This is a genomic window from Burkholderia sp. Leaf177 (assembly GCF_001424345.1).
GTDB lineage: Bacteria > Pseudomonadota > Gammaproteobacteria > Burkholderiales > Burkholderiaceae > Caballeronia.
On the sequence record NZ_LMPF01000012.1, the window covers coordinates 73,416 to 91,446 of the forward strand.

The window sequence follows — 18,031 nt, forward strand, 5'->3', positions numbered from 1 at the left end:
TGATGACCAGTAGAAAACGCCATTTTCGTCGATGGATCACGGGCGGCGCGAGCATCGCCGCCGTGGGACTTCTGTGCGCGTCGCACGCACCGGCCGCTTTCGCCGAAGAAACCGCGGCTCCGGACAACGCGCAACGCATGTTCACGCTGAGCGGCTTCGGCACGCTCGGCATGACGCATTCCAGTCTGGACACCGCCGACTTTACAAGCACCGCATTCGAACCGAACGGCGCAGGCCATAGCCGCAAGTACGACTTCGCGAACGACAGCAAGATCGGATTGCAGCTCGCCGGACAGTTCACCGACAAGCTTTCTGCAGTTGTCCAGGTTGTGTCCGAGCACAGATACAACAACACGTTCGTGCCGACGCTCGAATGGGCCAACGTGAAGTACGCGTTCACACCCGATTTCAGCGTGCGCGCCGGACGGATCGAACTGCCCACTTTCTTGAACTCCGATTATCGGAACGTGGGCTACGCAAATCCTTGGGTGCGCGTACCCATCGAGGTGTACAACACCGTGCCGATCACGAACAGCGACGGCGCGGACATGTCCTACCGGTTACGCCTGGGCAGCGTCGCGAACACGGTTCAGCTGCTCTACGGCTACAGTTCGTTCCACGTCAATCCGGGCATGCTCAAGGCATACGGAACCGCGATAACCGGTGTGTTCGATACCCTCGAATACGGCAACCTCACACTGCACGCCGGATACCTTCACGCCAACGTCAAGCTCGATTTCCTGCCGGAAAAAGAACCGGTGAATGTCTACAGCGTCGCAGCGGCGTATGACAGCGGCCCGTGGTTCGTGCAGGGCGAACTGGCGCGCGTGACCGTGAACCAGGTCACGCCCGGCTACGTGAGCGGCTACGTGACCGGTGGTTATCGGCTGGGCAAGTTCACGCCGTTTGCGACTTACTCGCAAGCGCATTCTCTCGACCGCCCGACGCTCTCGTACAACTACAACATGGGGCAGAAGGACGTTTCGTTCGGATTGCGCTGGGATGTCGTCAAGAACGTGGACCTCAAGGTGCAGTACGACCATGTCTGGCTGCCTGCGAACTCGACCGGCTCATTCATCAACTTCCAGCCGAACTATCAACTCGGCAGCGGCACGAATGTGATTAGTGCCGCACTCGATTTCGTCTTCTGATGAGTGCACCGTGAAGAACGCCAACCAATACATCAGGTCAGCATTGATCGCCATGCTTCTCGGGTTGTCCGGGCAGTCGGTCATGGCGCAGCTCGTCGTGGTGGTATCCACCAAGAGCACGCTCTCCGCATTGAGCGAACAGCAAATCGCCGACATCTTCCTCGGGCGCGCAGCCTACTTTCCGGGCGGAGCGAGCGCCATTCCGATCGACTTGCCGGAAGACGCAGCCGCGCGCAGCGAGTTTTATCGAAGGCTCACAGGGAAGTCCACTTCGCAAATGAAGGCCTATTGGTCCAAGCTGATCTTCACGGGCCGCGGCCAGCCGCCGCGCGAAGTGCAAGGTCCCGCGGCAATCAAGCGAGCGCTTGCCGAGACGCCGAACGCCATTGGCTACATGGATTCCAGCGATATTGACGAAAGCGTCAAACCGCTGCTTACGCTCAATTGACGAAAGCCAACGCGGGACGAAAAAAACGCTCACGAGGCGCTTCGTCTCCACACCATGCCACACGCGATGGCTTTTAGATCGCGCAGTGAAATACCGGAATTGGCAAGATGAACTTCAGTCGCCGACAGTCACCAGCACAACGCGATACCTCACACAGGCAGCCGGAAAGCGTTATCGACGCAGGCACTGCCGCCCCCAGCCGCATGCAATTTTTCGGGCGTGGCAAGCGCGCGATCGTCAAACGGCTCGCCGAGGCACACATCCTGATACCGGTTTTCACGGGACTGCTGCTGTGCATTGCGTGGGCATCGGTGTTCCATCTGGTTTCAGTCGAAGGCGATGTCGCCGAAGACACGGCGGCGCAGTCGAGCCGCGAGATAGCCGACACCTACGAAGCACAACTGGTGCGCAATCTCAGTTCTATCGACCAGACGCTCAAGACGGTCAAGTACGCCTATGAAACCAAGAGCGGCACGACCATGGACGAGCTGCAGAAGAATGGGCTGCTGCCGCCTTCCATCGTCTTTCGTGTTTCGGTTGCAGGACCGGACGGAGCGGTCTTCGCTGCATCCGGTTCGCACGGGCCATCGAATGTTGCGACCGACCCGTGTTTCGCCACGTTGCGCATGCAGGCCGATGCAACACCGTGCGTGAGCCGCGTCAGCGTCAACCACGAAACGGACGCGCCGGAGATCACGTTCAGCCGGCGTCTGGAAGCCGCCGATGGCAGTTTCAACGGCAGCGTGATGCTCGCCATGGACCCGTCCTACTTCACGAGCGGTTACGAATATGCGCGCATGGGCGACAAGGGCATGCTCCTGCTCGTCGGAACGGACGGAGTCGTGCGCGCTCAGCAAACGGGCGAGTACACCTCGTGGGGCAGATCGATATCGACTGTCGCCATTGCGGTCGCGCAGCAAGCGTTGCCAAGCGGCGCAAGGGTCGGTCCCTGGGATCAGGGCATTCGGCGATACACCACGATCCGGACCATCCACGGTTTTCCGCTGATTGCGATGGTCGGGCTTAGCCAGGGCGAGCAGCTTGCCGTTTTTCGCAAGCACAGGCACGACTACGTGCTGTGGACGGCCATTGGAAGTGCTTTGCTGATCGCCCTCGCTGCAGCGCTGAGCCGTTCGAGCTGGCAGCTTGCCGTCAGCCGTCGTCGTGCACGTCAGGCGCAGCAAACGTACTACGCTGCGTCGGAGAGAAGTCTCGACGCGTTTTTCGTGTTTCGCTCCGAGCGCGATGGCGCCGGCAATCTGCTGGGTTTCGTGATGACGGACGCCAACCGGCGCGGCAGTGTCGTGCTCGGATTGCCACGCGAGATGCTGGTTGGCCGCAGCCTCGACGCCATTTTTCCGAGCGCACGGCAGAACGGCATGTTCGATGAATTCGCGGCCGTCGCGGAAACCGGCACGGTGAACGAACACGAGTGGATGCACTTGCGTACCGACGACACGAAAGTATGGCTCCAGCGTCAGGTGGTGCGAGTGGACGACGGCGTGGTTGCCATCATGCGCGACATCAGTTCCCGCAAGCGGGCGGAAGTGCGGCGCGCCGAGCATAATCGCGTGCTCGAAATGATCGCGACCAGCACGCCGCTGGAAGAGGTGTTGTCTTACCTTGCGAGCCTGCTTGAATCCCAGATTTCAGGCGTTGTATGTGTTGCCTTGCTGCGTGACGACGACGGCCTGCATCTGAAGCTGGGCGCAGCTCCGCAGCTTCCCGAGCTGTACTGCAAACGGATCAACGGATCGCTGATTGGTGCCGATGCCGGTCCGAGCGGCCGTGCCATTCACACGCGCCAGCCCGTGTACATTCCGGACGCGAGCAAGGACCCGGTTTTCGTGCAGCAGATGCAGGCGTTCGGTTTGAGCGGCTATCAGGCGTGCTGGGCGGTCCCGATTCTCGCGCACGACGGCAGCGCGTTGGGTGCGCTGACTTTATTCGCGCATGATGCGCACGAGCCTTCGGCGACCGAAGCGCAAGTCATTGCAATGGGCACACGTATCGCCGGCATTGCAATCGAACGGCACCGCGCCGAAGAGCGGATCCGGCACATGGCCAATCATGATGCGTTGACGGGCCTGCCCAACCGCACGTTGCTTTCCGACCGGCTGAATCAGGTGCTGCTGCATGCACGGCGATACGAGCGCGGCGTTTCGGTCGTCTTCATCGACCTCGATAACTTCAAGCTCATCAACGACAGCCTCGGCCATCGCGCGGGCGACGATTTGCTTCGCACGGTCGCGGCCCGCATGTCCGATTGCCTGCGCGCAACCGACACGGTCGTTCGTCTCGGCGGCGATGAATTCGTGATCGTGCTGTTCGACGAAGAGCAGAATGGCCCGGGCATTCACAAGACCATCGAGAAGATCCGCGAAAGGATCATGGAGCCTGTCGAGCTGAACGGCGAGCATTACCGCGTGACGTGCAGCATGGGCGTGGCGAGCTACCCAGCCGACGGCGCCACCACGGAAAGCCTGCTGATGAATGCCGACGCCGCCATGTACCGGGCGAAGGAACTCGGCCGCAACAACTACCAGATGTATACCCACGAGATGAACATCAAGGTGCACGAAAAACTGCGCCTGCAGGAGCAGTTGCGCGTGGCGTTATCGAACGGGGAATTTCATCTGGAATATCAGCCACAAGTCGATCTGCGCACCGAAAGCGTGTTCGGAGTGGAGGCGCTGCTGCGCTGGCAGCATCCAATAGACGGCAACATTTCACCCGCCACATTCATTCCGGTTGCAGAAGAAACGGGCCTTATCATTTCCATTGGCGACTGGGTGCTGCATAAGGCCTGCTTGCAGAACAAGCTCTGGCAGGACATGGGATTTGCGCCCATGACGGTTTCCGTGAACGTGTCCGCGCGGCAATTCCTGCAGAAGGAACTCGTGTCACGTGTCGCGCATGCGCTCTCCGAAAGCCGGCTCGATCCGCAATACCTGGAACTGGAACTGACCGAAAGCGTGATCATGCAGGATCTCGACGGCGCGATCACGACCATGCGGCAGTTGCAGGATATGGGCGTCCGTTTGTCGATAGACGATTTCGGCACAGGATATTCCAGCCTCAGCGCGCTGAAGCACTTCCCTATCGTGCGCCTCAAGATCGACCAGTCATTCGTACGCGAACTGCCAGGCAAGGACGACGATCGCGCAATTGCGATGGCCGTCATTTCGCTCGGGCGCCAGTTGAATCTCAAGGTGATTGCGGAGGGCGTGGAAACTGAAACGCAGTTGGCCTTCCTTCGCGATAACGCATGCAATGAAATCCAGGGCTATCACTACAGCAAGCCGTTGAAGTCGCACGACCTGGAGCAGCTTCTCAGTCAGCCGTTCGTGTGGCCGGTTGGAACCACGGCTCTTGCAGATTGAAGGCTGTCGAATTTTCGTCCGCCATGAATCATAGAACCGGACCATGTTCTACGAGCCCGCGCATTTGACGCGGCAACCGTGTCACAGCGGCGCTTTTCTCAACCCGAATTTCATGACATTTTGATGAAGAGGCCCAAGTCGTATTACGAGGACTGACTTCTGACGAGACATCGCCGATCCCCCGTCTTTTTGTATTAGGATGGTTCGTATCAAGCGTCGCCTGTACAGTGCTGTTGCAATGCAGACGCTTGACGGAACCAAAAAAGACAACTGGGAGTTCAGCTTGAAGAAACGCGCCACCGTGATCTGTCTGAGAGGCAAGCGAATCCTCCTGGTAGCACGTCGTCAATCAAGATGGGCATTGCCAGGCGGAATCCTGAAACACGGCGAACTTCTCTCGGACGCCGCACGCCGGGAACTCAAGGAAGAGACGCGGCTTTCTGCCAAGTCAGCGAAGCATCTTTTCGACGTCAGAGGCAAGCAAAAGCATCATCACGTTTTCTCTTGCGAAATCTCACAGCGTGCCAAAGCTCGCCCGAGCAATGAAATAACGCGATGTCGATGGGTCCATTTCGAAGATATTCCCCGCCTCTTGACGAGCGCACCGACCACCGACATCGTCAAACTCATCGGTCAGCGGCGAAAGAAATAGCTGCGTGGGATAACGCAGATATCGAGCGCAGGTCTGTCTCCGCGCATCGGCATTGGATTGCCGAACAATGTCCCGACCTTAGACCGTGAACGCCTGCACGGCGCTGCGCAGTTGCTCGGTCTGCGCCTCCAGTTCGGTCGCAGTCGTCGCGCCATCCTGAACGAGTGACGCGTTCTGCTGAGTCATGCGGTCCATCATGGTCACCGCGGTGTTTATCTGGTCTATTCCCGCGCTTTGTTCCCGCGACGCGGTGGCGATGGCATCGACGAGTTCAGCGACGCCAGTCACAGAGCTGAGCAGCTCCACGATAGTGCGGCCAGCAACCTGTACGGTGGCGCCACTCGAATCGACCTCGCTCGTAACGCCGTTTATCAATGTGGCAATTTCCTTTGCGGCATTCGAACTGCGTTCGGCAAGTGCCCTGACCTCTTGTGCAACGACGGCGAATCCCCGGCCCTGTGCACCGGCACGCGCCGCTTCCACCGCCGCGTTCAACGCAAGCAGATTGGTCTGGAATGCAATGCCTTCTATGACCGACGTGATCTCGCGAATCTGCGCCGAGCGCCTGGCAAGACTGCCCATGCGCTCGACCGCGTCCGCAACTGCCCTGTCTCCATCGCGCGCCTTGTTCGTGGCGGACATTGCAAGCGTGCGTGCTTGCTCGGCGTGGTCGGCATTTGCTTTCACGGTCGATGCAAGCTGCTCCATGCTCGCCGACGTTTGTTCGATACCCGCCGCGTGCTCTTCGGTCCGGCTGGACAACGCGGTGTTGCCCGCCGTGATGTGCGAGGTCGTGCTCGCGATGGTGTCGGCGGTATGCTGGATTCCACCGATCATCGAGGCGAGCCGCGTTTGCATCAGGCTCATTGCGTGCATCATGCTCGATGTATCGTTTGATTTGACCGGAACGACGACCGACAGATCGCCTCCCGCAATCCGATGTGCAACCGCGGCTGCCGTCGAGGGTTCGCCGCCAAGCTGAGCGAAAAGCACACGAACCATCGATACGCAAAGCAGGCCGACCAGCCCGACACCCGCTGCAATGCACGCGACGACGAGCCATTGCACGAGTCTGCTCACGTTTCTTGCATGTTCATATGCCTGCTGCGCTGCCACGAGTTGCAGCTGCCGAAGTTCGGTCCCTTCAGACTTCACCAACTTGATTGCTGGCTCGATTTGCTGCGTCACGACCCACTGCGCTTCGGATAAATTGTTGGCTTGCAGAAGCTTGGTCGTGGGCACAAATCTCTTGTCGCGCAGCGACCGCCAGTCAGCCATGAAGTGCGTTGCAAGCTTCTGCTCGGATTTGTCATGAAGTCCACGCAAGTATTCGTCGAGCAAAACATCGATTCTTCCGACGCTCTTCCCTGTGGCTTGCGTAACGGTCTGAGTCTTTTGCGCCGATGGGTCCAGCACTGCATCGCTTATGGCAAAGTGCGTTTCCGAAACAAGCTCGTCGATAGTCGAGATGTTTTGAAGCGCCTTCGCTCGCCCTTCGTAAATGTCGCGGAGCGCTTCATTGCTTTGAGCGACCCCAAAAAGTCCAACGCCGCCCACGGCTACGAGTACAGCAGCAACCGCAAAAGTGACGATGGATAATCGGGCCTTGATCGTGAGTGTGCGCATCTGATTCCGGGGTATGAGCTTTGTTCGGGCAACCCGAACTGTCGATTGCAGACGGTAACCGCATGGGTTGTTTTGGCGCATGGAATGCCCGCGCCGTTCGCCCGTGATAACGACCTTATTCAGCGAATGTTTAATGAAGCTTTTATGATCGTGCGCACCAACATCGAGCGCACTTATGGCAAACTTTTGCGAGTGGTCTACGAGTAATGTGTCATGTGGCAAAGCGCATTCGCCGTTGTCGAACAAACCAGCAGACACACTCAAGCAATGCCATTCATGGCATTGCTCCATGCAACCCATCGCCGAGCGTTTTTGTGAAACACAGAACATCTCGTGAGATTCGCGGCGACTTCGCCTTGATTTCCGTCGAAACAATTCCGGTCGCAACCGCGCTTGGGAAGTTCGAGCGTCTATGGGATGAAGCGAATGCGGCAGCTTCGCAGTTGGCGCTTATCGAAGACATTGCCGACTACATCACGCTGCTCAAAGATATGGACGTCTGGTTTCAGCAAGCCAAAAACCCGAGACTCTGAAGCTTCCGTATATCCAGCTTCTTCTCTACAGATCTGTTCCTCGCTGCCGTTAAGCCGTGGTCAGCCGCGCAACGTATCGCGGCCTCCCCTTCGCGAGCCTTCATGAAACTCAGTCTGAAAATTCCCCTTGCCTTTGCCGCCGCACTTCTTTTGATGTTCAGTGGCGCGATCTACGGCATTTTTGCTCTCAACCAGTCTATCGATGCCTATAGCACCACGGTGCAGCAAAACGTTGCCAATGAACGGATGGTCTCGGCGACGCTCGTCGCATTCAAGCTGCAAGTGCAGGAGTGGAAAGACACACTCTTGCGCGGAAAGGATCCGGTCAAACTCGATCAATACTGGAGCGCATTTCAAACCCGTGAGAAAACCGTCGACACGCTCGCAGCCGAGTTGAAGACAACGCTGCCCGAAGGGGCCAGTCGCGACCTGATTGAAAAATTCGCGGCCGCTCATGTGTCCATGGGCGAGGGTTATCGAAAGGGATTTGACGCATTTAAGGCTTCCGGCTTCGAGCCGTCGGCGGGCGACAAGGCAGTAGCGGGCGTAGACCGGGAACCGGCAGCATTACTCGAACAGGCCGCGAAGAAAATCTCGGCCGACAGTGCGCAAGTCGCCGCAACAGCGGCCACCAACGCGCGCCACGCAACTGAAACCAGCATATCGCTGATGCTCGCCGTGCTGGCGCTGGCAATGATCGGCGGCTTCATGTTCAGCCGTTCGGTATCGCGTCCACTGGGTCGTGCTTTGGGTTGTGCGCGTGCGGTCGCGACCGGCGATCTCTCCCTTGATTTCGATTCGAGTGGCAAGGACGAGATTGCACAACTGCTCAATGCATTGAAGGACATGCAGTCGAGCCTCTCGCAAGTGGTTTCGAAAGTGCGCCGGAATGCCGAAGGCGTTGCGGTCGCGAGCGCCGAGATTGCGGCTGGCAACCTCAGCCTGTCATCGCGCACCGAGGAGCAAGCGGCTTCGCTGGAGGAAACGGCAGCCAGCATGGAAGAGCTGACCGCTACCGTGCGACTCAACGCAGAAAATGCGCGCAACGCATCGGCGCTTGCCGATCAAGCGTCGAGCACAGCGTCACGCGGCGGCAATGTGATGGACGACGTGATCCATACCATGCACGGCATTGCCGACAGTTCGAACAAGGTCACGGAAATCATCGCGGTGATCGACGGGATTGCGTTTCAGACAAACATTCTCGCGCTCAACGCAGCAGTCGAGGCGGCGCGTGCCGGCGAGCAAGGCCGCGGGTTCGCTGTCGTGGCCGCCGAAGTGCGCACGCTCGCACAGCGCAGCGCAACAGCTGCAAAAGAGATCAAGAGCCTGATTGCGCAATCGACCGAACGCGTGGATGCAGGTTCGGAACTGGTGAGCGGCGCGGGACAGATCATCGTGGATATTGTGGAATCGGTGCAGCGCGTGACGCATATAGTCGGCGATATTTCCTCGGCTTCGCAAGAACAGAGCACAGGAATCGAGCAGGTCAATACCGCCGTCACGCAAATGGACGAAGTGACGCAACAGAATGCTGCGCTAGTGGAGCAAGCATCAGCGGCCGCGCATGCTCTTGCGGAGCAGGCGAATTCGCTGCGTGACGCGGTATCGGTATTCAAGTTGCGCGACGAGTCGAATCCGGTTCAAAAACATCTGCGGGCAAGAGGACATGGCGTGCGCGACGAGATGTATTTCCAGGCGGCTTGAGCGCGGCTTTACGACTGACGCGGAACAGGTTGTGTGACACGATCGCGTTGATGGTTTTCATCGGTCGCGATTGTGCCAAGCCGGTCGCGTTTCAAGCCCCAGAAGTACGTCACCGCGACACATGGAACCAGAGACGCGATCGAATACCCGACGCCTGCCAGCACGTTGCCTGTCACGCTGACCAACGACAGGCTGATCAACGGCAGAAAACCGCCGAAGAGGATATTGCCGAACTGCTGCGCGAGGCCGAACCCTGTCGTACGGCTTTTCGACGGAAAGCATTCCGATATGAAAGCCGGCAATGGCGCCATGATCATCGCCGTCAATATTGCGAGCACGGTGATATAAGCCGTGATGACCAGCCATGCATTCGAAAGCGCGGCCGTGCGGATGCCGGCGAATGCGGGATACGCAACCAGCATCCACAAAACGATCCCGATGAACATGACCCGCGCGCGTCCAATGCGATCCGACAACAGGCCGAACGCCGGGTAAAACGGCGCGGCAATCAGGATCGCGGCGCCGAGACACAGGTTGGCGTTCATCGGCGCGATCTTTAATACGTTCTGCAAAAAATAGAGCATGTAGATCAGAGAGGTGTAGAGCGAAACCGACGTCCCGCCCTGCGCGCCGAACATGGCGATCAACAGCAACTTCCACGATGACCTGCTGCCCAGCGTTTCCGCAAGCGGCGCTTTGGAAAGCTGGTCGGTCCGCTGCATCTCCACAAAGACAGGTGTCTCCTTCATGCCCATCCGGATCCATGTCGCCACGAGCACGATCGGCGCGGAAATCAGGAACGGCACACGCCAGCCCCATTGCGTGAATGCGTGAGCATCGAGGGAATACTTGAGCGCCGAAACAACCACGAGCGCCAGCAACAGGCCGATGCCCGCCGTGCCTTGAAGCACGCTGGTGAATGCGCCTTTCTTGTCCGCGGGCGCGTGTTCCATGACGTAGACAACCGCAGATCCGTACTCGCCGCCGAGCGCGACGCCCTGCAAGACGCGTAGAACCAGCAACGCGATCGGCGCGAACACCCCTATTGATGCATAGGTGGGCAAACATCCCATCGCGACTGTGGAGACGCCCATCAATGCGAGCGTGACCACGAAGGTTTTCTTGCGGCCGATCCGGTCGGACATGGGGCTGAAAATCAGTGTGCCGATGGGCCGCGCAAGGTACGCGATTCCGAACGTGGCGACGCCCATCAATGATGCGACCACTTTGTCCTGCGCGGGCAGAAACAGCCCGGTCAGCGTGCTGGTGAGCGCAACGTAGACGAGAAAATCGTAGTATTCCAGCACGGTGCCGAGACTCGACGTGCCGATGATTTTCAGCATGCCGCGACTGGATGCGGGTTTTATCGATGTCATGGTTTGTCTCCTGCCTTGTCATGTATTGCCGGTGCGCGATTCGAGCGTTCGATGAAACGCTAGACACGCTCCTGATTCATCGCACGCTGTTCCAGAAACCGCGTAACGGCCGCTTTATGTTCGGGTCCACACAAGAGCATTGCCTGCAGCGACGCAGCCATTTCAAGCGCGACCGGCAACGACACTTCAGCGGAATCGCGTACGAGGCGCTTTGCCATGCGCGTAGCGATCGGCGGATTGGCAGCGATCCTGCGAGCCATGTCGAGCGCCGCGTGATCGAGTTCGCCGCTCTTCACCACGCTTGAAACGATCTTCAGTTCAAGCGCCTTATGTGCGTCCAGGAACTCGCTGGTGAGCGTCAATTCCATCGCCTTCGCCACACCGACAATCCGCGCAAGGAACCACGCTCCGCCAATGCCCGACACCAGCCCGAGACGCAGGAAACTTTCGGCGAAACGCGCGTTTTCATCGGCGATACGGATGTCGCACATCAGCGTGAGATCGAAGCCCGCGCCGACCGCCGCGCCATTGACGGCTGCGATGGATGGCACATCGAGCCCTTGCATGGCGCGCGTGATTCGATGCAGGCTAAGTCGCAAACGATCGCGCACTTCTTCGATTGCACCTTCCATCAAGTCATGACCGCTTCTCATGTCCTTGACGTTGCCGCCCGTGCAGAAATGTTTTCCCGACGAACGCAGCACGAGGCATCGGACACCGGGCATTCTATTAACCGTTTCGAGTGCGTCGGCGAGCGCTTCGGTCATGGCGACATCGAGCGCGTTGCCGGTCGCCGGCGCATTGAGCGTCAGCGTCAGCACGCCATCGGAAAGCTCGCTTATCACGCGAGGCGAATAGTCACTTGTCATGCTCATTGCTTGTCTCCGAAGTTTTTCCTGAATATCAGTAAATCAAAATACGGCGGCTTCTCGTTGCGGCACGATATTGCGGATCACGCCTGAATTCACCAGGGCAGCAATGTCGTCATCGCTTAAACCGTATTGAGCGAGCACATCGACCGAATGCTGGCCTGCGAGCGGCGCGGCGCTGTCCGTGGTGCTTGCGCGATCGGACGGGCCCAATGCAAAACCCGGCATCCGCACGCGGCCTGCTATGGGATGGTCGACCGTCGAATCGATTCCGCTGTCGCGGTAAGCAGCCGAATTCACCACCTCGCTGTAGCTGGAAACCGGCGCGCAGAGAATGTCGCGCGGTGCGAGTCGCGCGAGCCATTCGGCGGTCGTGCCGTTGCGAAACAGGCGGCTCAATGCGACGTGCAGTGCGTCGCGGTTGCGCACGCGATCATCGTTGGTGGCGAACCTTGCGTCGGCTTCGAGATGGTCCGCCCCGAGCACTTCGCAAAGCGCGGTCCAGCGTTCAGGGTGATACGCCGCGACCATAAACCATCCATCGGAAGTTTCGAATGCTTCGTTGGGCGAAGCATATGGCGCAGCACTTCCGGACTTCTGCATTTCCTTTCCCGATGCAAAAAAAGAAGCAAAGCCGATCTGCTGCAACATGATCGTCGCGTTGAACAAACTGACGTCCAGATGCTGGCCGTCCCGGCCGTTGCGGACCTCCGTCAGCGCAGCGAGGATTGAGATTGTCGCAAGGTAGCCGGTGACCATATCGGCCACCGGGATCGGGACTTTAACCGGGCCTGAGCCGGGCTCGCCGAGCGTGCTCATCAGACCGCTTACCGCTTGAATGACACCGTCGACTCCCGGGCTTGAACGGAGTGCGCCGGTCTGACCATAAGCCGAGATGGAACAGAATACGAGCGCCGGGTTATCCGCCTTCAGCGTGTCGTAATCGAGACCGAGCGACGTCATCACGCCGGGACGGAAACTCTCCACGACTACATCCGCTCGAGCCGCCATCCTGCGCACGGCACGACGTCCTGCATCCGTTTTAAGGTCGATGGCAAGGCTTCGTTTGTTGCGGTTCACGCTAAGCGATATCGCGCTTTCCCCGCCGATCCACGGCGGGCCGATTCGCCGGCCGAGCTCTCCATCCAGTGGTTCTATCTTGATGACATCCGCGCCCAGGTCGGCGAGCGTCATCGTGCAGACGGGGCCTGCCACCACGTGCGAAAAATCCAGCACTCGAATGCCGTTAAGACTGTCTCTAATCATTTTTTCCGGTTCCTGGTAGCGCCGACAGATGTGTCGAGCGCTTGACGTGAACGTTTGAAAATAGCTTAGAGACAGCGTGCAACGCCGGCAAACGACATTAACGCCCGTTTGATTTACTTTTTGTTAAGCGGGCGAATCAGGCTCTTAAGATTGTTTATCGACTATTGCCGACAACCAGTCGCGAAACGCCGCAAGTTCCGCCGATACAGGACGGCTGCGTGGCCAGACAAAATAATAAGTATGTTTTCCGCAGTCGAGCATGGGCGCGTTGAGCGCGATCAGCGTCCTGTCGGCAAGCTCCCGCTCTATCAGCGCCCTTTGCGCAATAGCAATACCGTGGCCTTCTATGGCCGCCTGATAGGCGAGAAGCGAGGTCTCGTATTTCATGCCACGATAAGCATTCGTTGCCGGCAAACCCGCCGCCTTCAGCCAGACCGCCCAGTCGTCCATTCTTGCGAGCGAGTGAAGCAGCGTATCGTTCGCGATGTCATTCAGATGCGGCGGTGGACGCGACGGTGCGAGCACGGGCAGCAACTGGTTCGCGATCAGCCTTTGCGTGTGCAAGCCGGAACGGTCGCCGTCGCTGAGTTCGATGCCGGCATCGAACTCATCGTTTTCGAAGTTCAACGGCTCCGACGACGTGGTCAATTGAACGTCGATAGCCTGATGCAGCTGATGAAACGAGGCCAGCCGGGGAATCAGCCACCGTACGGCGAAGGTGGCCGGCGACCGGATCCGCAATGCACTTCCGCTTTGCGAGCTACGTAAAACGGCGCTCGTGGCTTGGCGCAAGCCGCTGAAGAGCGGCACGAGTTCCGACAAATATCGCGCGCCTGCCGGCGTCAGGATCAAGCCGCCATGGACACGTTCGAACAATGGCGTCCCGAGGAATTCTTCCAGCGTGCGTACCTGCCGGCTCACGGCGGCAGGCGTCACGTTCAGTTCCTCCGCCGCTTTCGATACGCTCAGCAAACGCCCCGCGACTTCGAAAACGCGCGCCGGGTTCAGCGGCGGCAAGGATTCACGGCGAGCCATAACACCGCTGATGCGAAGACACGAATTCGTGCGATGGCACACGGTTCTCGCGACGTAATAAGTCCGTGGATTCTGCTGGAACGCATGGGCTGGTCATGGCGTCATTTTGTTGGTGAAGCGATACCCGATCTTGCACCGGCTAATGCATGGAGTCCAGAGGATCATAGGTTCAGGCAAGTCTTTTCGACGATCGAGCTAAAGGAATGCTTCCAAAGAACAGCGCCCGCTCAAAGCCTTTCCTTGCTAGCAAGATGGCGGCATTGAAGCCTCCAATCCCGTTCCGCTCTTGGCGCGCGCCTTAGCGTCGCATAAACGGAGCAAGTCCATTTTGGCTCGCGCCTATCGGTCATTTGACCGATACCCTTATCTAAGCCCATCTGCGATTCTCGCTATCAGTTCAGTGACGCTTCGAAAGCGCAAGGATCGCGGCGATTGCGCCGCTATAGGGTTTTACGACCAAAACATGTCATCGAGGTAAAAATGTCGATTCGTTCCAAGTTCGCTGTTTCCTTCGTCGCGCTCGCCCTTACCGGCGTATCGTTTGCCCAATCGCCTGCAGGAAAACCTGAGCGTATTCGCGGCGATATTGTGTCGTTCTCCGGCAATTCATTAACCGTGCATCGTCGAAGCGGCGACACCGTGACGGTCACCATGAGCGACGCGTCACAAGTTAGCGCCGTAAAGACAATCCAGCTCTCCGATATAAAACCGGGGTCGTATGTCGGCGCCGCGGCTGCGCCCGGACCGGACGGCAAGCTTACGGCGAAGGAAGTGCTGGTCTTCCCCGACGCCGCGCGCGGAACTGGCGAAGGCCACTATGCATGGGATCTCGGTGCCAATAGTTCCATGACTAACGCGAACGTGGATACGGTCGTCGAGGGGACGAGCGGACGCGATCTGAAACTCTCATACAAGGGCGGCAGCAACACGGTCACGGTGCCGGCGAACGCACCGGTGGTGACACTTGCGCCGGCTACCCGTTCCGATTTGATCGCAGGCAAGAAGGTGTTTGTCGTCGCGGCTCCGGCCAATGGCGGCGCGCACAACGCGCAATTTGTCGTGGTCGAAAAAGACGGAGTAGCGCCGCCGATGTAACTGGACCGGGTAGGCGCGGACATCGATGTCGAGGACAGGAATGCTGCTTGGAGTCCGCTAAAGCACACCCATCGCCGATGCCTTGAGAGTCGCCGCTGCACGTGATGAACATTCGAGCTTGCGAAATACGTTTTCGACATGCGTTCGCACGGTGCTCAGGCTTAGCGTCAATTCACGTGCAGCTTCCTTGTTGCTGGCTCCTCGCGAAATGACACGCAGCACGTCTATTTCGCGCGCCGTTAGCCGTACGCCTTGCGACGTGCTGCTAACGGGATGTCTGACCGGTCGCCTGAGCAAGGGTGCATCGTCGGACAGCAGCGCATTGACGACTTCATCGCTCAGCCGGCCGCGTGCTGCTTCCTCACGCAACTGTCGCGCAGCTTCTTCGGCGGAAAGCGCGGCACGCCACGGACGGACCGAGCGCAACGCGACAAACGTAACCGATGCCGCCAGCACATTTGCTTCCAGCGTCAGCGACTGATCGCGCACGCCACGGAAATAACCCGAACCGTCCGGCCTTTCGTACGCATACGACGCGAGTTCGGCCGCGTCGCCGAGCGCGCCGGCCTGCTTGCCCGCGCGAGCAGTCCAGTAAGGCACCAGCCGTACCTTCTCCCATGCGCTTTCGGACAGACCTCCGCTCGTATTCCAGATCTGGTTCGGTACGGATGCGCGGCCAATACCGTGCATCAATCCCGCGAGATAGACGCGCGCGTGCGCCGATTTTTCGGGAGTGAGCCGAGCGCAACATTGCGCCGCCGTCATAGCCACTTCGCGCGAAAAGCCTGTCATCCATGGCAGCTTGAGATCGATGATGTCGGCGATCAGCTCCACGGAGGTTTGCTGTTCCATGCGAGGTGTCGTCAGCCTGGCATCGAGATCCGCACTCGAAAAAAGTTCAAGTTCCGCCAACCAGCGCGCGGCATTGCGCGTCGCGATTTCGGCGAGCCGTAATGGATATCGTGCGTCCGCGCGTTGCGTAATGAGTTCAACCGTTCGCTCGATGCCATAAATCCGGCTGAATGCTTCCAGGTCGCCGGCAAGCGCGACGATAAGCACCGCGAGCGGAACCGTTTCGCGTGCGTGATGAGCGGGCAGCCCCTGCCCGTCCCAGGTTTCGAAGATACGGCGCAGTGCGGTTTCCGTCTCGTCGCCGAGGCCGAGCATGCGCGCCACCTCGCCGGAAACCTCGCAGTGAATCTGTGCGAGCGGGGACAGCACCGCGCTTGCTCCACCTAGCGCCTTGAGCGGATCGGCCCAACCTTCGCGGCCTTCGATCATCGCAATCCGGATAGCGATGTCGTCACCGAAGACATCGGCAAAACCCGCCGCATTCGCCGTACAACCCGACCAGCGCAGCAGCGAAGTTTCGCGAACGGCATCGCGCGTACTCGGGTCCGCTAAAGATGCGTCGGCGATGCATGTGGCAAGCCATGCGGTCCGTTGCGAGTGACCGGTAGGCTGTCCCATGCTTAGATCGCCAATAAAGGCGAGTGCTTTCACAGCATCGAACACGCGCACCGTTGAAAGGCTGACGTTGTCGTCGGTCATTGAAAGATGGTCAGGCGGAAAGAACAGACCGCCAACTATACGCCAAGCTTTCTAAGCACATCGGTCATTTGACCGATGCCCTAAAGACACACCGAATGCCATCATGTTTACGAACACGCGCTTAGCGAACAATATTTCTAAGGAATTTCAATGGCTACCTATCTTTCGGATACCACTCGCCTTCACGATGAGCAGTGGCTCAAACGCTATTATTTTTCCCGTGCCGCTTTTTCTGCGGTTTGGGTCGCGCTAGCGTTTGCCATCGGGCAGCATGCTGCAGGCATTGCGGGTGCTTTGCTGATCATTTATCCCGTATGGGATGCGTTGGCTAATTACGTGGACATGTCGCGTAGCGGCGGGATGCGCGAAAACCTTAGTCAGGCCTTTAACGTTTTCGCTAGCGCGGCAATAGCGGTTGCTGTGGTCATAGTATTGAACGTCAACACAGCGCTTATTCTCGACGTCTTCGGTGTCTGGGCCGTTCTGTCAGGCTTGCTCCAGCTCGTGACAGCCGTTCGCCGCTGGAAGCGTTTTGGCGCGCAATGGGCAATGATCTTGAGCGGAGCGCAGTCGGCGCTGGCGGGCGGGTTTTTTATTCTACAGGCTCAGGTATCGGCATCCGCACCTTCTGCGATTGGCAAAGTGGCCGGGTACGCGGCTGTCGGCGCGATCTATTTTCTCGTCTCTGCGTTATGGCTCTTAGCAAGCCATTTGCGGCGCAAAGCTGTATCGACGCGTTAAAGCAAAGCGACAACGCGCTGTTCTTTTTGCGCACGCATATTTATCGACGAAAGCGCTATCAATTGCGATGCGGCTCGCTTCCAGACTCAACCTGCCGCGACGAAACGCTCCGGTCCGGCAACTGGCTTCCATCCTGCCAACGGCGTGACGAAGTGAAGATCGAACTCACGCTGCACGAACGCCCAGCGTCCGTCGCGCCGGCTGTAGCTGTCGCGATACCGCCCGCTGACCTGGATGGGGCCTTGTTCAATGTCGAAGAACAAACAATCCGCGGCGACAGTGCCGGTTGCTTCGTCACCTTTGACTACGACGATGGCGTTGGCCATCCAGTGGTGCATGTGCGGCATGCGTTTCCAGTTTCGGCGCGCCGACGCGAGGATGGTGTCACGACCGTCCGAATTGCCGAAATCCCCTAGCAACAAACGCGAATCATCGTGCCAAAGACTGGCGAGTAACTTCTCGTCCTGATTGTCAAACGCCTCTGCATAACTCGCAATCAAAGCGTCGATCGCAAGGCGGCTTTCCAATGCGTCAAGACGCGCTTCGAGTGCTTCAATATTGCTTGCTGCCATAGAACCTCCTAAGGAAATGAAATTCG

15 protein-coding genes are annotated in these 18,031 nt (G+C 58.6%); 8 read left to right on the forward strand and 7 right to left on the reverse strand.

Annotated elements, in window-relative coordinates:
* Positions 1-2: 2 nt before the first annotated feature.
* From ASG35_RS11225 to ASG35_RS11240, 4 genes are all read left to right on the forward strand, one after another.
* Positions 3-1,151, forward strand: a complete 1,149-nt coding sequence (locus ASG35_RS11225; RefSeq protein ID WP_056356570.1) for a hypothetical protein — start codon at positions 3-5, stop codon at positions 1,149-1,151.
* A gap of 10 nt (positions 1,152-1,161) precedes the next feature.
* Positions 1,162-1,599, forward strand: a complete 438-nt coding sequence (locus ASG35_RS11230; protein WP_156393103.1) for a phosphate ABC transporter substrate-binding protein — start codon at positions 1,162-1,164, stop codon at positions 1,597-1,599.
* A 107-nt stretch (positions 1,600-1,706) separates the two neighbouring features.
* Positions 1,707-4,982: a bifunctional diguanylate cyclase/phosphodiesterase gene (locus ASG35_RS32095; RefSeq protein ID WP_082508322.1), complete on the forward strand. Its 3,276-nt coding sequence runs from the start codon at positions 1,707-1,709 to the stop codon at positions 4,980-4,982.
* A gap of 283 nt (positions 4,983-5,265) precedes the next feature.
* Positions 5,266-5,634 (forward strand): NUDIX hydrolase, encoded by a 369-nt coding sequence (locus ASG35_RS11240; RefSeq protein WP_056357411.1) that lies wholly within the window; start codon positions 5,266-5,268, stop codon positions 5,632-5,634.
* A gap of 78 nt (positions 5,635-5,712) precedes the next feature.
* Here ASG35_RS11240 and ASG35_RS11245 read toward each other — a convergent pair whose 3' ends face one another.
* Positions 5,713-7,260 carry a methyl-accepting chemotaxis protein gene (locus ASG35_RS11245; protein WP_056357414.1) on the reverse strand — a complete coding sequence of 516 codons (1,548 nt, stop codon included), beginning with the start codon at positions 7,258-7,260 and terminating at the stop codon, positions 5,713-5,715.
* Between the two features lie 215 nt (positions 7,261-7,475).
* On the opposite strand from ASG35_RS11245, the gene ASG35_RS31305 reads away from it, so the two are divergent.
* Positions 7,476-7,793: a hypothetical protein gene (locus ASG35_RS31305; RefSeq protein WP_156393104.1), complete on the forward strand. Its 318-nt coding sequence runs from the start codon at positions 7,476-7,478 to the stop codon at positions 7,791-7,793.
* Positions 7,794-7,895: 102 nt separating this feature from the next.
* Entirely contained in the window at positions 7,896-9,500 is a 1,605-nt protein-coding gene (locus ASG35_RS11250) for a methyl-accepting chemotaxis protein (RefSeq protein ID WP_082508323.1), read from the forward strand.
* Positions 9,501-9,508: 8 nt separating this feature from the next.
* On the opposite strand, the gene ASG35_RS11255 is transcribed toward ASG35_RS11250, so the two are convergent.
* From ASG35_RS11255 to ASG35_RS11270, 4 genes are all read right to left on the reverse strand, one after another.
* A complete protein-coding gene (locus ASG35_RS11255) occupies positions 9,509-10,876 on the reverse strand; it encodes an MFS transporter (protein WP_056356574.1) in 1,368 nt (455 codons plus the stop codon).
* Positions 10,877-10,935: 59 nt separating this feature from the next.
* The gene (locus ASG35_RS11260) at positions 10,936-11,751 is read right to left on the reverse strand and encodes an enoyl-CoA hydratase-related protein (protein WP_056356576.1); all 816 of its coding nucleotides are present in this window, start codon (positions 11,749-11,751) and stop codon (positions 10,936-10,938) included.
* A 36-nt stretch (positions 11,752-11,787) separates the two neighbouring features.
* Positions 11,788-13,011 (reverse strand): CaiB/BaiF CoA transferase family protein, encoded by a 1,224-nt coding sequence (locus ASG35_RS11265; RefSeq protein WP_056356578.1) that lies wholly within the window; start codon positions 13,009-13,011, stop codon positions 11,788-11,790.
* Positions 13,012-13,155: 144 nt separating this feature from the next.
* Positions 13,156-14,046 (reverse strand): LysR substrate-binding domain-containing protein, encoded by an 891-nt coding sequence (locus tag ASG35_RS11270; protein WP_056356579.1) that lies wholly within the window; start codon positions 14,044-14,046, stop codon positions 13,156-13,158.
* 480 nt (positions 14,047-14,526) lie between these two features.
* Between ASG35_RS11270 and ASG35_RS11275 the strand changes: the two genes are divergently transcribed.
* Positions 14,527-15,141 carry a hypothetical protein gene (locus tag ASG35_RS11275; protein ID WP_056356582.1) on the forward strand — a complete coding sequence of 205 codons (615 nt, stop codon included), beginning with the start codon at positions 14,527-14,529 and terminating at the stop codon, positions 15,139-15,141.
* Positions 15,142-15,198: 57 nt separating this feature from the next.
* Here the strand turns inward: ASG35_RS11275 and ASG35_RS11280 are convergent, their stop codons facing one another.
* Positions 15,199-16,692, reverse strand: a complete 1,494-nt coding sequence (locus ASG35_RS11280; protein ID WP_056356583.1) for an HD domain-containing phosphohydrolase — start codon at positions 16,690-16,692, stop codon at positions 15,199-15,201.
* Between the two features lie 150 nt (positions 16,693-16,842).
* Between ASG35_RS11280 and ASG35_RS11285 the strand changes: the two genes are divergently transcribed.
* Positions 16,843-17,433 (forward strand): DUF308 domain-containing protein, encoded by a 591-nt coding sequence (locus tag ASG35_RS11285; protein ID WP_056356585.1) that lies wholly within the window; start codon positions 16,843-16,845, stop codon positions 17,431-17,433.
* Positions 17,434-17,519: 86 nt separating this feature from the next.
* Here ASG35_RS11285 and ASG35_RS11290 read toward each other — a convergent pair whose 3' ends face one another.
* Positions 17,520-18,005, reverse strand: coding sequence for a nuclear transport factor 2 family protein (locus ASG35_RS11290; protein ID WP_056356587.1), 486 nt, complete (start codon positions 18,003-18,005; stop codon positions 17,520-17,522).
* Positions 18,006-18,031 lie beyond the last annotated feature (26 nt).